We start from the raw sequence: 12668 nt of genomic DNA, 5'->3' as shown, positions 1-12668 counted from the left end.
CGGTGGAGCGAGCCGGACGGGGCCTAGTGGTGTGGTCCGTGGCTGCCCGCCGCCGTGAGGGCCTTGAGGATCACTTGGCGGAGCTGCGACGGGTCGCCGACGAGGTGCGCGGAGCCGCCGGTCGGGGACACCATCCGGTCCAGCGCCGCCTGGTCCGCGTTCGGTCCGATCGCGACGGCGATCAGCGGCACCGGCCGCTCGGTGTCGGAGAGCCGCTCCAGATCGGCGACCAGTGTGTCCTGGCCGATGCCGCCGGAGTCGTCGTGGGCGGCGTCGGTGACGATGACCAGGGCGTTGAACTTCCCGCTCGCATACGTGGCACGGGCCTGCCGGTACGCGGCGAGCATGGTGTCGTACAGGCCGGCGGCGCGGGGCACCGGGGTCAGCGACCGTAAGGCGGTGGCGAGTTCGTCGCGGTGGGTGCCGCCGGTCGCGCCGCGGTCGCCGAGCCGGCCGGTGGGCGACAGCTCCACGTAGTCCTTGGTGCCGTCCAGGTAGGCGGCGAACTTCCACAGTCCGACCTCGTCGTCGGGTGTGAAGGTGTTCAGCGTCTGGAGCAGGGAGTCCTTGGCGAGGTCCAGCCGGGACCGGCCGCCCTTGCCGGGGACCGGCAGGGCCGTTGCCGCGGAGACGTCCACGGCCGTGGTGATGCGGGTGCTGTGCACCGTGACGGTCCACATGCCCAGCAGCGCCTTGAGTTCCCTGACCGGCGGCGGGTCGGCGGGGGCGGCGGCGTACGGCTGCGGTCCGCGCCCGCCTGCCGCGCCGATCGGTTTCGGGTCGGGGGTGCCGTTGCCGGACCGGAAGCCGTGGCCGCGCAGGGTGCGCTGGCCGTCGGTGTCGTCGAGGAGCGTCATGAAGCGGTTGGCGGCGCGGCTCTGGTCGGCGGTCAGCTCCTCGTTGTTCACCAGGGTGTACGGGTAGTCGAGCTGGGCGGCGCCGTCCTCGGGGTAGAGGAGATCGAGGGTGGGACCGCCGGCCGTGGTGTTGTGGGCGTACGCGGCCTGCTCGGAGAGCAGCAGCGCCTGGTTGCGGCGCGGATTGCGCTGCTCGGCGGCGGAGTCGTCGCGCGGCAGGGTGGCGAGTGCTTGGCGGTCGCCGTCCGCGACCCGCTCGTAGAGCAGTTCGGCGGTGGCGGCGGTGCGGCCGGCGGCCTCGTCGCCGTCCTTCGCCTCCTTGTGGTTGGCGGCGTCGGTACGGGCCAGTGCCAGGAGCCCGGTGGCGCTGCGGGTGGGGTCGGCGACGCCCAGGCGCAGCGCGGAGCCGGAGGTCGCGGCCCGGGTGAGGGCGGCCCAGGTGTAGGTCTTCCCCGGCCAGCCCAGGGCCTTGGCCGCGGAGGGGACGGCGCCCAGCGTGATCGGGGAGGAGGCGATGGTGCCGGCGGTGGTCAGGGACGATCCGCCCTCGTCGGCGACCCGTTCCACCCACAGGCTCGAATCGGGTATCCAGACCTGGAACTCAGGGCTGGCCGGTCGCTGGCCGAGGGAGTCGGCGACCTCGTTGGCGGGCCGGGCGTGCACCCTGACGTCCAGGCATTTGCCGTCGGTGCGCGTCGCGTCGTCGCGGGCCTTCTTGGCCACCGTGTCCAGCGCCGGGGCGATGTCCGGGGAGGCGACCACGTTGACCTCCACGGAGCTGCCGCCGCACGGCGTGCCGAAGGGGAGCAGATCGCTGCGCAGTGCCACGACGGAGCCGGCGGCGACGGCGAGGGCGACGGCGGTGGCGATGGTGACGGTGCGGCGGCGGGGCCGGGGCCGGGGCCGGGCCCCCGTGCCCGTCGCCGCGGAGTCGTCGGGCAAGCTGTGATGTCCCATTGCGGTAGCGCCTCTCCTGATACTCGGAGTCCGGACTTCCGGATCTCCATCGGGATCGATGGGGACGTCACCGCGCCACGTGGATGGCGCCCGTCCCCGGCCTGTCGCGCGCGATCTTCGGAACTGCTTTCGAGACCCTAGCGGTGCGGTGGCGGCGGAGAGGCGGTATTGCAGAAGTGGAGGAAAGCCTTGCAGTCGGATACAAGTCCCGTGGCGGACGCGGACGTTCCAGGCGAAGGGTCCGGTTCGGGGCGTTCCCGGGAGGCGGCCGGCGAGCCGCCCCGGCGGGTGCTGCGGAACGAGACGCTGATCGTGCTGGCGCTCTCCCTGGGGGCCAGCGCGGTGTCGGCGCTCATCAGCTTCATCGGGTCGGTGACCAAGCCCGGCGGCCTCAAGCACCAGGCGGCGACGATGAACGCCTCGCATGCGCCCGGCCGGCCGTGGCTGGATCTCGCCTGGCAGCTGTTCGGTATCGCGACCGCGCTGGTCCCCGTCGTGCTGGTGGCGCATCTGCTGCTGCGGGAACGGGCCGGCGGGCTGCGTGCGATCGGCTTCGACCGGCGGCGGCCGGGATTCGACCTGGGCAGGGGCGCCGCGCTGGCGGCCGTCATCGGGGGCAGCGGTCTGCTGCTCTATCTGGGCGCGCGGGCGGCCGGATTCAATCTGACGGTGGTGGCCGAAGCGCTGCCCGATGTGTGGTGGAAGATCCCGGTGCTGATCGCCTCCGCGGTGCAGAACGCCGTCCTGGAGGAGGTCATCGTCGTCGGTTACCTGCTGCGCAGACTGGGGCAGCTGGGCTGGACGCCGGTGGCCGCGGTGGCGGCCAGTTCGGTGCTGCGCGGTTCGTACCACCTCTACCAGGGCATCGGCGGCTTCTTCGGCAACATGGTGATGGGTGTGGTCTTCGCCCTGCTGTACCGGCGGTGGGGCCGGGTCGGGCCGCTGGTCGCCGCGCACGCCCTGATCGACACCGTGGCGTTCCTGGGCTATGCGCTGCTCGCGGGGCACGTGGGGTGGCTGCCCACGGGGTGAGCGCCGGGTGAACGGACGGGCGGGGCGGGGGCGTTGGGGCTCCCGCCCCTTCGCGTACCGGGAGCGGTCCGCCGGGCGTCCGCCGGGCGTCGTGGCGGGTCAGCCGGTGGCCAGCAGCTCGCCGTCGATGACGGTCACCGCCGAACCGGTCAGCAGCGTACGGTCGCCGCGCAGCTCGGTCCGTACGAAGCCGGTACGGGCGCCGCCCTGGAGGCCGACCAGGGCATCGCGGCCCAGGCGGGCCGACCAGAACGGGGCGAGCGCGGTGTGCGCGCTGCCCGTCACCGGGTCCTCGTCGATGCCCACGTAGGGGAAGAAGCCGCGGGAGACGAAGTCGTAGCCGGCGGCGGGGTCCTCGGCGGGCGCGGTGGCGATCACGCCGCGCCCGCCGCGCCGGGCCAGCGCCCTGAAGTCCGGTGACAGGGCCCGCACGGTCTTCTCGTCGGCCAGCTCGACGAGCAGGTCGCCGACGTTCGGCCCGGTGTCGTGGGCGGAGCGGATCTCGGCGCCGAGCGCCTCGGCGACCGGGCCGGGCACCTCCACGGGGATCAGCGGGGCGGTCGGGAAGTCCATCGTGATCGAGCCGCTGCCGTCGGTCGTCGTGATCAGCACGCCGCTGCGGGTGCGGAAGCGGACGGTGCCGGTGGCCGTCCCGGTGGTGTGCAGGACGTGCGCGGTGGCCAGGGTCGCGTGGCCGCACATATCGACCTCGGCGGCGGGGGTGAGCCAGCGCAACGCCCAGTCGGCGTCGCCGCCTTGGGGCAGCGGATGCGCGAAGGCGGTCTCGGAGAGGTTGACCTCCGCGGCGACCTGCTGGAGCCAGGTGTCGTTCGGGAAGGTGTCGGAGTCGAGCAGGACGACCCCCGCGGGGTTGCCGGCGAACGGACGCTCACTGAAGGCGTCGACGATGCGAATCCTCATGGCCGGGAGCGTAGGAGCGGCGCAAAGCCGCAGGCCAAGGCCAATCTCGAAAAATTGGACCCGGAGCCTTGCTCGACGAACAGTCCCGATATATCGTTGAGGCATCGCGATCGGTCAACGATGGCGAGCGATAACAAGTGAACGATCAACGAACAGAGAGGGGGGACGTCATCATGCGTTCCCACGGACACGAACACGGCCATGAGCGCCGGCACGAGCACTGCGGTCCCCAAGGGCGCGGCGGCCGGGGGGAGTTCGGCGGCGGCTTCGAGCGCCGGCGCTCCGCCTTCGGCGGCTGCGCCCCGCCGTTCGGCGGCCCGCCCTTCGGTGGCGGCCGGGGGCGCGGCGGCCCGCGCGGCCGGGCGCGGCGCGGCGATGTGCGGGCCTCGATACTGGCGCTCCTCAAGGACCGCCCGATGCACGGCTACGAGATGATCCAGGAGATCGCCGAGCGCAGCGGCGGCGCCTGGAAGCCCAGCCCCGGCTCGGTCTACCCGACCCTGCAACTGCTGGAGGACGAGGGGCTGATCACCAGCGCCAGCGAGGGCGGCAAGAAGCTGTTCTCGCTGACCGACGCCGGCCGCGCCGAAGCCGACAGCGGCTCGGACGCCCCCTGGGAGGACGCCGGCCGCGGTGTCGACTGGGAGGCCATGAACGAGATACGCAAGGCGGGCGGCGGCCTGGTCGAGGCGTTCCGCCAGGTGTGGGCCACCGGCAGTCCCGAACAGCGGGAGAAGGCCATGGCGGTGGTCAACAAGGCCCGCAAGGAGCTGTATCTGATCCTCGCCGAGGAGGACTGAGGCGCCGGGCGCGCCGGCCGAGGGGAGTGGGGGCCGGGCGGCGGGCGCGGCCGAGCGGTCGCCCCCGCCGCCTCAGGTCACCAGCCCGGCGAGGTCGCGCAGGGACTCGTCCAGCGCTGCGCTCGCCGAGTCCTTCAGCTTGGCCGCCATCAGGGAGACCGCGGCGCCGGTGAACGTCCCGTCGATCCGGACCGAGGTCGCCGCGCCGTCGGGGGTGAGCTCGTAGCGCATCCCCAGGGTGACGCCCATCGGGCCCTTGCCCGCGATGCCGAGCAGCCGGCCCGGCGCCAGTTCCCGCACGGTCCAGGTCACCTCCGCCGGAAAGCCCATCAGCTTCATGTTCTCCGTGTAGCCCGCGCCCACCTCCAGTGGCCGCGGGCCGCCGTCGGGGAAGCCGGTATGGGTGGCGTTCCACTGCCCGTGGGAGTCGAAGTCGATGAGCCGGTCCCAGATCTTCCCGGCCGGTGCCTCGATACGGGCCCGGGCGGTGACGTCGGCCATGCGATCACCCCTTCGGTGACGTTCCCTCGCCGGCCGTGGCGGTCCCCGGCCGGCGGCGGTCGCGGTGCGGCGGCCTCGCCGCTCGGGGCGGGGCGCCGGCCGGTGCCGCGGAAAGTAGCCGCACGGGGGCGAAGGTTCAATACCGCTGCCCACTCATCGCTGATGTCCCGTCAGTTTCCGGCGGAGACGCCGCCGCGGCGGGCCGGCCAGCAACCGGTCCACGTGCTGCCGGCGCAGTCCGCGCGCCGGATCGACCGGCACCAGCAGCCGGTCCGCCCACCGGCGGCTGCGCCGCACCAGGCTGTCGGGCATGGCGTCGTCGACCCAGGCGAACGGCCGCCCGCCGGCGTACCGGAGCAGCGGCGCCCACTTCCGCGCCAGCAGGCTCTCCGGCCCCGCGAACCGCGGATCGCCGGGCCGGCTGCGATAGCCGCTGAACTCGACGACCGGGAGCGCGGGCAGCCTCAGCAGCGGCGCGATATGGGTGTTCGCGTGGTGCTCCCACGTCGTCGCCCAGACGAGCTCGTAGACGGCGGACAGCTCGCGCAGCCAGCCGGCGTGGTCGACGGAGAGCAGCACCGTGTGGTCGAGCAGGTCGTGCGCCGTGAAACCCGGCGACGGCAGCACCGGGTTCAGCACGCCGTCGACGTCGAGGAACAGCAGCGGACGGGTGGCCATCGGAATCCTTCGCCACGGAGGAGCGGGGAGTCGGCAGGGTCGGTGAGCAGTCGATGAGCAAGGGTGGGGTCCGGGAGGCGTGGGGCGGAGCCGGATCGTGCTTGCCGGGGAGGACGTGCGCCGGGGCGCCGCCGGTTTCCGTCGGGGAGCGATACGGAAGCCGCTGCGCCACCGGGGCACCGGCGCGCGGTCACCGGCGCGGCTCGGTGGGGCGCCGGTGCCGGCCCGAGACCGCGGTGCGGTGGCCGAGCGGGGCGATACCGGACGAGCCGCGTGGTCTGCTCCCGTTTCCGCGGGGATGCCCGACCTCCATGATCCCTTCGCATATCCTCCGTGAGGATGAGATCCCCCGCGGGCGTCCCCAACCAGGGTGGGACGCGCAAATGCTTCCCGCCGGGGATGCTCCGGCGCCGAGGGACTGGTGGGGTGGGGACTGTGCAAAACCGTACTGCGTACAGCGGCGGCGAGGGATCCGCCCAGGAGGACCTCGACGCCCGGCTCACCGTGGAGCTCGCGTCGGTCGTTTCCGCCGCCCGCAGGCGGGCCACCCGGGACGGCGACCGGCAGGTCGACACCGCCCATCTGCTGCACGGCCTCCTGGAGTGGGACCCCGCGGTACGCGAAGCCTTCGACGGCGGCCCCCAGGTCGCCCGGCTGCTCGGCTACCTCGTCCAGCGCAGCATCGGCTACGGCCTCCAGTGGCACGGCACCGTGGAGGACTCCGGCTCCGTCCCCGTCGTCGCCGAGGGCTCCGTCCCCGGCTGGTCGCCGGCCGCAGCCGCCGCGATGGACGGCGCCCTGGACCGCGCGCACGCCCGGTACGCCACCCGAGCCGGCTGCCTCGACCTCCTCGCCGCCCTGGTCGACGACCCGGAATCCCGGGCCGTCGAGGTGCTGCGCCGCGCTTCCGTCGACACCGCCCGGCTCGCCGCCCGCCTCGACGGCGAACCGCGCTCCGTACGCGACTGATCGGCCGTCACCGGGGCGCCCGTCCGTATCGCCAGATGAGACAGGGGCAAGCAGGAGTGACGCCCCTGACCTCGGCTGCCATGATGGCCCGATGCACGCGTCTTCGGGGAGCCCGGCGGGTCACACGACCGGTACGGGTCAGGGAATTCCCGGGTCCGGGGCGAACCGGCAGCCGCCAACCGCCCCCGGCCCGGAGCGCGATCGCGCACCCCAGGGGCGCGGCGCAGGTCTCGGCATCGCACTGCTCTCCGCTCTCGCGTTCGGCGGCTCGGGCGTCGCCGCCAAACCCCTGATCGCCGCCGGACTCGCACCACTGCACGTCACCTGGCTGCGGGTGGCCGGCGCCGCGCTGGTGATGCTGCCCGTCGCCTGGCGCCACCGTGACCTGCCCCGGCGCCGGCCCGCCCTGCTGCTGGGCTTCGGACTGCTGGCCGTCGCCGGCGTCCAGGCGTGCTACTTCGCCGCGCTCTCCCGCATCCCCGTCGGCGTCGCGCTGCTCATCGAATACCTCGCCCCCGCCCTCGTCCTGGGCTGGGTGCGCTTCGTTCAGAAACGACCGGTCACCCGTGCCGCCGCCGTCGGCGTCGTACTGGCCGTCGGCGGGCTGGCCTGCGTCGTCGAGGTCTGGTCCGGGCTGCGCCTCGACCCCATCGGCCTGGCCCTCGCGCTCGGCGCGGCCTGCTGCCAGGTCGGCTACTTCGTCCTCTCCGACCACGGCGGCGACGGTGAGGGCGCGGACGCCGCCGACCCGCTCGGCGTGATCGCCTACGGGCTGCTGACCGGCGCGGTCCTCCTCACCGCCCTCGCCCGCCCGTGGGACCTGCACTGGTCGGTCCTCCGCGGCACCGCCGACATGAACGGCGTCCACGTCCCGGCCGTCCTGCTGCTCGCCTGGATCGTGCTGGTCGCGACGGTGGCCGCGTACCTCACCGGAGTCGTGTCGATCCGGCGGCTCTCCCCGCAGGTGGCCGGAGTGGTCGCCTGCCTGGAGGCGGTGATCGCGACGGTGCTCGCCTGGGTGCTGCTCGGCGAGCACCTCTCCGCGCCGCAGATCGGGGGCGGAGTCGTGGTCCTGGTGGGCGCGTTCATCGCGCAGTCGGCCAAGCCGGCGGCGAAGCCCGGTGAAACGGTCACGGTGGCGGCGGGCGGTGCGCCGGCGGAGGCGGCAACGGACGACGGGGCCGCGCAGGGTGGTGCGGTGCCGCCCTCAGGGGACGGCTTGTCGGCCGGTACACGCGCGACATAGGCTCACGATCATGCATTCGACCGTGCTGCCCCCTCCCGCCGCGTAAGGCGGGCGGCGGCCTCCGAGGAAACCCCGGTTCGGGAAGGCTCCCGAACCGATCGTCGCTGCCTGCACACGGGACCACGCGACCATTCCGCGGCGCAGTGCGCCGTCCTGGATTTCCCGGAGCACAACTCCCATGCACACCACACCTTCCTCCGCCCTGCCCGTGGGCCGGGGGCTCGCCTACGTCACCCTCGCCGCGACCGCCTGGGGCACCGCCGGCGCAGCCGCCGCCCTCCTCTACCGGGGCAGCGGACCCGGCCCGATCCCGCTCACCTTCTGGCGCACCTTCGGCGGCCTGCTGATCCTGCTCGCCGTACGCGCGGTACGGCGCCGCCGCACCGCCACCGCGGCTGCCACCCCCGCGCGCCCCCGGGAAACCAGCCGCCGCACACGGATCGCCGACCTCCGCACCGCCGTGACGCGCACCGCCGTCACCCGCACCCTGCTGACCGGCATCGCCCTCGCCGTCTTCCAGGCCGCCTACTTCGAGGCCGTCGAAGCCACCGGACTCGCCGTCGGCACCGTCATCACCATGGGGGCCGGACCCGTCCTCATCGCCCTCGGGGCACGCCTCCTCATGGGCGAACGGCTCGGCGCCGGCGGCATCCTGGCCGTCACCGGGGCACTCGTCGGCCTGCTGATCCTCGTCCTCGGCGACAGCGGCGCCGCCGCCGTCCGCCCCGCCGGCGTCGGTTACGCCCTGCTGTCCGCCGCCGGCTGTGCCGCGATGACCCTCACCACCCGCCGCCTGGGACATCAGGGCGGCGACGGCGATCCGTACGCCTCCACGGTCGGCGCGTTCGCCGTCGGCGCCCTGTGCCTGCTGCCCCTCGCGGCGGTCCAGGGGCTGTGGCCGCACGCTCATGACCTGGGCCGCGGCCTTGTGTTGATCGCCTACGTCGCCGCCGTACCGACGGCCCTGGCCTATGGCCTCTACTTCGCCGGCCTGGCCGCCGTACGGGCCGCGACCGCCTCGGTGATCTCCCTCATCGAGCCGGTGTCCGCAGCGGCCATCGCCGTGCTGTTCCTCGGGGAGCGGCTCACGATGGCCACGGCCGCCGGAACGGCCGTGCTGCTGACGGCCGTTGCCGCGCTGGCCGTCACCGAGGCGCGCGGTGCCGTGGTGGGGGTGCGGCGGGCGTGAGCCGCACGTAGCGCCGCCCGGACGCGGGTGGCGGGGGGCCGCCGCTCCGTCCGGTCCCCGCGGAGGCGGGCCTGGGCGGGCACTGCGTCACGGTACGCGGTGCCTTCAGCGGTCCGGCGAACTCGCCGACCGGGACCGGGGCTTGGCGCGTACGTGCATGCGCTCGCCCTGCCGGCCGAAGAGGCTGAGGACCTCGACCGGCCCGTCGCCGGTGCTGCCGAACCAGTGGGGCAGCCGGGTGTCGAACTCGGCTGCCTCGCCCGCCCCCAGGACCAGATCGTGATCGGCCAGGACCAGGCGCAGCCGTCCCGCGAGGACGTACAGCCACTCGTAGCCCTCGTGGGTGCACGGGTCCGGGGTGCTGCGGGAGACCGGGATGACCATTTTGAACGCCTGGAGCGGGCCGGGCTGGCGGGTCAGCGGCACCACGGTGCTCCCGTGCACGTGCTGCGGCTTGAGGCGGACGCGGGGGTCACCGACCTCGGGAGCGCCGACCAGCTCGTCCAGCGGCACCTGATGGGCCTGGGCGATCGGCAGCAGCAGCTCCAGACTGGGGCGCCGCCGGCCGGACTCCAGGCGGGACAGGGTGCTCTTGGAGACGCCGGTGGCCTCGGCGAGCGCGGACAGCGTCACCCCGCGCTCGGTACGCAGCCGCTTGAGGCGGGGGCCCACCTCGGCGAGGGCCTGGGTGATGGCGGGTGAGTGTTCCACGGTTCCCATTGCACCGCGGGTTTCCCGGAAATGGCAACAAAGATTGCTGCCGAGGGGCTGGTGGCGCAGCCTGCGGGTGGAGGTGATCGCGATGGGCGACCGAGACGCGACGGGCGAGGTGAACACGATGGGCGAGGCGCGGGGCGGGACCGACGTGCCGGAGGTGAAGGACGTGCGGGACGCGATGAACGTGAGGGAAGTGAAGGACGTGAGGGACGTGAAGGCCGTGAGGGGAGCCGGCGGGGCCGGCTGGGGCCGCGGCATGGGCGGCGTGCACGGCGTCACGGACGTGGTGGTCGTCGGGGCGGGGGCGGCCGGGCTGAATGCGGCGCTGGTGCTGGCCCGGGCCCGCCGGTCGGTGACGGTGGTGGACGACGGGGCGCCGCGGAACGCACCGGCCGCCCATATGCACGGCTATCTGTCCCGCGACGGGATGCCGCCGGCCGCTCTGCTGGAGGTGGGACGGGCGGAACTGGCCCGGTACGGGGTGGAGTTGATCAACGGGCAGGTGGACCGCATCGAGGACCACGGCCGGGCGGCGCACGCCGAGGACCGGGGTCGGGACGGTGGCCGGGGCGCGGCGGGGCAGGCCGTGGGGGACCGGCCGGCGGGCCTCGTACCCGGCTTCACCGTGCATCTGGCCGGGGGGCCGGCGCTGCGGGCCCGCCGGGTACTGGTGGCGACCGGGCTGCGCGATGAACTCCCCGGGATCCCCGGCGTACGGGAGCGGTGGGGCCGGGACCTGTTGCACTGCCCGTACTGCCACGGTTACGAGGTACGGGACCAGCCGCTCGGGGTGCTGGGCACCCACCCGGGCGCGGTGGCCCATGCGCTGCTGCTGCGGCAGTGGTCGGACGATGTCGTGCTCTTCCCGCACACCCTGGAGCCGACCGGTGCGGAGCGGGAGCGGCTGGCGGCCCGCGGTGTGCGGATCGCGGAAGGTGCGGTCAAGCGCCTGGTGGTGGCGGACGACCGGCTGCGCGGTGTGGAACTCGCCGAGGGCCAAGTGGTGCCGCGCGCCGCCGTGTTCGTCTTCCCACGGATGGTGCCGCGCGACGCCTTGCTGACGGAACTGGGCTGTGAACGGGACGAGGGCGGCTGGGTGATGACAGACGCGTCCGGCCGGACAAGTGCGCCCGGGGTGTGGGCCGCGGGGAACGTCGCCGATCCGCGGGCGCAGGTGGTGACGGCGGCCGGGATGGGGGCGGCGGCCGCTTTCGCCATGAACCACGACCTGGTGGACGAGGAGATCGAGCGGGCCGTGGCGGCCCACCGGGCGGGGGAGTTGGCGCACTCGCCGGCGGATGCGGTGGTCGTCGGGGGCGCGGCGGGCGCGACCGGTGAGGCTCAGGAGGCTGCTGCTGCGGCCGGCCCGACCGCTTCGGTCGGTACGGGTACGGGTACCTGTACGGGCTTCGGCGCGGACTCCGGTGTGGTCCACGGCTCAGGCGCGTGAACAGGGAGCCGACTGACGGGCCACCGGGGGAACGGGGGAGTCGGGCGAATGGGGAGCCGGATGGAGGGAAGAGCCGGGTGAACGGGGGATCCGCTCACCCGGCGGTCCTGCCACCCGCCGCCGGCGGAACCGGATCCCTCGCCGGTCGGCCGCAGCGGCGGGCGGACTCGGCCCTCCTCGCCGGGCGGATCAGCGCCTCACCGCGGCGAGTTCGCCGGCGCGCCCCCTTCGCGCGGCTCGTACCCGCGGGAGGCCGCCAGCCGGCGCTGCTGATGGCGGCGCGCCGATGCGTCACCCGGGCCGTCGCGCTCGGCGAGGCGCTCGGATATGCGGTGCTGGACCGATTCGCTCCGCTTGCCGCCGTACTTGAACTTGGCGCGGATGTCGTGCACTTCGAGGCGCAGGCCCCGGATGCCGGACAGCAGGCGCCCGTACGGCGCCTCGCCCGCGGCGACCGGGGCCGAGCCGCCCTCCGGCTGGAAGTGCGTCAGCTGACGTCGCAGCAGCTCGGCCTTGGCCTCCGGGGCGTCCACGACATGGGCGGTGCAGGTGAGCTGGACCGCGGCGTAGAAGCTGGTGGGGACGCCGTGCTCGGGCGGCTGGTCCTCGTCGGCCTGCCAGGGGCCGGGGATGAAGGTGTAGTCGTCGACGACGCTGAGCAGGACCGTCGGACGGTCCGCCAGCGCGGACCATATGGGGTTGGGGCGGGCGAGGTGGGTGACGGCCTCATGGCGGGCGGGGTCGTAGGCGAAGTGCAGCGGTTGCAGCAGCGGAGCCTCGCCGGGGAGTCCGTTGGCGGCGAGCTGGCCGAAGTCATGGGCGGCGAGCCAGTCCTGCCACTCGGCGTCGTCGGTCGGTGCGTCCCAGGGGTGGATCAGCATCGGTACTCCTCAGCGGGTGGAGAGGTAGGCGGGCTCGGGGGTGCCGGGGGCCAGGCTGTCGGCCGGTATGGGGGCGCCGTATACGGGAGCGACGGGCAGTACGCCGGTCCAGTAGGGGAGCGCGAGGTCCTCGGGGTCGTCGTTGGGGCCGCCGGTGCGGGTCTTGGCGGAGACCTCGCGCAGATCGAGGCGGAGCACTGCCGTGGCGGCCAGCTCCTTGGCGTTCGCCCGCCGGGAGTCCGCGGCACGACCGGGCACGACGTGCTCGACCAGGGCGTCGAGGGCGGCGACCTTCTCGTCCTCGTCGACAACCTGCCGGGCGACACCGTGCACCACGACGCTGCGGTAGTTGACGGAGTGATGGAACGCGGACTTGGCCAGGACCAGGCCGTCGACGTGGGTGACGGTGACGCAGACCGCGAGGCCGGGGTCCGACTCCGCCGTCCCGCCGGCCATCCGCAGCGGGCGCG

At 74.1% G+C, this 12668-nt stretch carries 13 protein-coding genes; 6 read left to right on the top strand and 7 right to left on the bottom strand.

Annotated features, from left to right (window positions below):
* Positions 1-23: 23 nt before the first annotated feature.
* Positions 24-1814 (bottom strand): substrate-binding and VWA domain-containing protein, encoded by a 1791-nt coding sequence (locus RZ84_RS05410; RefSeq protein ID WP_043263304.1) that lies wholly within the window; start codon positions 1812-1814, stop codon positions 24-26.
* Between the two features lie 288 nt (positions 1815-2102).
* Here RZ84_RS05410 and RZ84_RS05405 point away from each other — a divergent pair, with 288 nt between their 5' ends.
* On the top strand, positions 2103-2846 hold the full coding sequence (locus RZ84_RS05405; RefSeq protein WP_043269206.1) for a CPBP family intramembrane glutamic endopeptidase: 744 nt from the start codon (positions 2103-2105) through the stop codon (positions 2844-2846).
* Positions 2847-2945: 99 nt separating this feature from the next.
* On the opposite strand, the gene RZ84_RS05400 is transcribed toward RZ84_RS05405, so the two are convergent.
* On the bottom strand, positions 2946-3767 hold the full coding sequence (locus tag RZ84_RS05400) for a PhzF family phenazine biosynthesis protein (RefSeq protein WP_043263303.1): 822 nt from the start codon (positions 3765-3767) through the stop codon (positions 2946-2948).
* Positions 3768-3940: 173 nt separating this feature from the next.
* On the opposite strand from RZ84_RS05400, the gene RZ84_RS05395 reads away from it, so the two are divergent.
* Positions 3941-4567, top strand: coding sequence for a PadR family transcriptional regulator (locus RZ84_RS05395; protein WP_043263302.1), 627 nt, complete (start codon positions 3941-3943; stop codon positions 4565-4567).
* A 72-nt stretch (positions 4568-4639) separates the two neighbouring features.
* Here RZ84_RS05395 and RZ84_RS05390 read toward each other — a convergent pair whose 3' ends face one another.
* Both RZ84_RS05390 and RZ84_RS05385 read right to left on the bottom strand, forming a co-directional pair.
* A complete protein-coding gene (locus RZ84_RS05390) occupies positions 4640-5068 on the bottom strand; it encodes a type II toxin-antitoxin system Rv0910 family toxin (RefSeq protein WP_043263301.1) in 429 nt (142 codons plus the stop codon).
* A 153-nt stretch (positions 5069-5221) separates the two neighbouring features.
* On the bottom strand, positions 5222-5746 hold the full coding sequence (locus RZ84_RS05385; RefSeq protein WP_043263300.1) for an HAD domain-containing protein: 525 nt from the start codon (positions 5744-5746) through the stop codon (positions 5222-5224).
* A 435-nt stretch (positions 5747-6181) separates the two neighbouring features.
* On the opposite strand from RZ84_RS05385, the gene RZ84_RS05380 reads away from it, so the two are divergent.
* The 3 genes from RZ84_RS05380 (at position 6182) to RZ84_RS05370 (ending at position 9150) form a co-directional block, all read left to right on the top strand.
* The gene (locus tag RZ84_RS05380; protein ID WP_043263299.1) at positions 6182-6715 is read left to right on the top strand and encodes a Clp protease N-terminal domain-containing protein; all 534 of its coding nucleotides are present in this window, start codon (positions 6182-6184) and stop codon (positions 6713-6715) included.
* Between the two features lie 91 nt (positions 6716-6806).
* Positions 6807-7961: an EamA family transporter gene (locus tag RZ84_RS05375; RefSeq protein ID WP_043263298.1), complete on the top strand. Its 1155-nt coding sequence runs from the start codon at positions 6807-6809 to the stop codon at positions 7959-7961.
* 178 nt (positions 7962-8139) lie between these two features.
* Entirely contained in the window at positions 8140-9150 is a 1011-nt protein-coding gene (locus RZ84_RS05370) for a DMT family transporter (RefSeq protein ID WP_043263297.1), read from the top strand.
* 105 nt (positions 9151-9255) lie between these two features.
* On the opposite strand, the gene RZ84_RS05365 is transcribed toward RZ84_RS05370, so the two are convergent.
* Positions 9256-9870: a helix-turn-helix domain-containing protein gene (locus tag RZ84_RS05365; protein WP_198539941.1), complete on the bottom strand. Its 615-nt coding sequence runs from the start codon at positions 9868-9870 to the stop codon at positions 9256-9258.
* Positions 9871-10123: 253 nt separating this feature from the next.
* Between RZ84_RS05365 and RZ84_RS05360 the strand changes: the two genes are divergently transcribed.
* Complete coding sequence (locus tag RZ84_RS05360; protein ID WP_078893600.1) at positions 10124-11317, top strand: NAD(P)/FAD-dependent oxidoreductase; 1194 nt, start codon at positions 10124-10126, stop codon at positions 11315-11317.
* 197 nt (positions 11318-11514) lie between these two features.
* Here the strand turns inward: RZ84_RS05360 and RZ84_RS05355 are convergent, their stop codons facing one another.
* Positions 11515-12198 carry an FMN-binding negative transcriptional regulator gene (locus RZ84_RS05355; RefSeq protein WP_043263296.1) on the bottom strand — a complete coding sequence of 228 codons (684 nt, stop codon included), beginning with the start codon at positions 12196-12198 and terminating at the stop codon, positions 11515-11517.
* 9 nt (positions 12199-12207) lie between these two features.
* Positions 12208-12668: pyridoxamine 5'-phosphate oxidase family protein (locus RZ84_RS05350; RefSeq protein WP_241777596.1), on the bottom strand; the 461-nt coding region annotated here is incomplete at its 5' end.

It is taken from the genome of Streptomyces sp. CT34 (assembly GCF_000805335.1).
Classification (GTDB): Bacteria; Actinomycetota; Actinomycetes; order Streptomycetales; family Streptomycetaceae; genus Streptomyces.
Note: the sequence above shows the minus strand (reverse complement) of the source record. Positions and strands in the feature narration are given on the sequence as shown.

Coding starts and splice junctions, on each gene's coding strand:
- RZ84_RS05410 (WP_043263304.1), bottom strand. CDS start 1,814: ATGGGACATCACAGCTTGCCCGACGACTCCGCGGCGACGGGCACGGGG.
- RZ84_RS05400 (WP_043263303.1), bottom strand. CDS start 3,767: ATGAGGATTCGCATCGTCGACGCCTTCAGTGAGCGTCCGTTCGCCGGC.
- RZ84_RS05395 (WP_043263302.1), top strand. CDS start 3,941: ATGCGTTCCCACGGACACGAACACGGCCATGAGCGCCGGCACGAGCAC.
- RZ84_RS05390 (WP_043263301.1), bottom strand. CDS start 5,068: ATGGCCGACGTCACCGCCCGGGCCCGTATCGAGGCACCGGCCGGGAAG.
- RZ84_RS05385 (WP_043263300.1), bottom strand. CDS start 5,746: ATGGCCACCCGTCCGCTGCTGTTCCTCGACGTCGACGGCGTGCTGAAC.
- RZ84_RS05375 (WP_043263298.1), top strand. CDS start 6,807: ATGCACGCGTCTTCGGGGAGCCCGGCGGGTCACACGACCGGTACGGGT.
- RZ84_RS05370 (WP_043263297.1), top strand. CDS start 8,140: ATGCACACCACACCTTCCTCCGCCCTGCCCGTGGGCCGGGGGCTCGCC.
- RZ84_RS05365 (WP_198539941.1), bottom strand. CDS start 9,870: ATGGGAACCGTGGAACACTCACCCGCCATCACCCAGGCCCTCGCCGAG.
- RZ84_RS05360 (WP_078893600.1), top strand. CDS start 10,124: ATGGGCGGCGTGCACGGCGTCACGGACGTGGTGGTCGTCGGGGCGGGG.
- RZ84_RS05355 (WP_043263296.1), bottom strand. CDS start 12,198: ATGCTGATCCACCCCTGGGACGCACCGACCGACGACGCCGAGTGGCAG.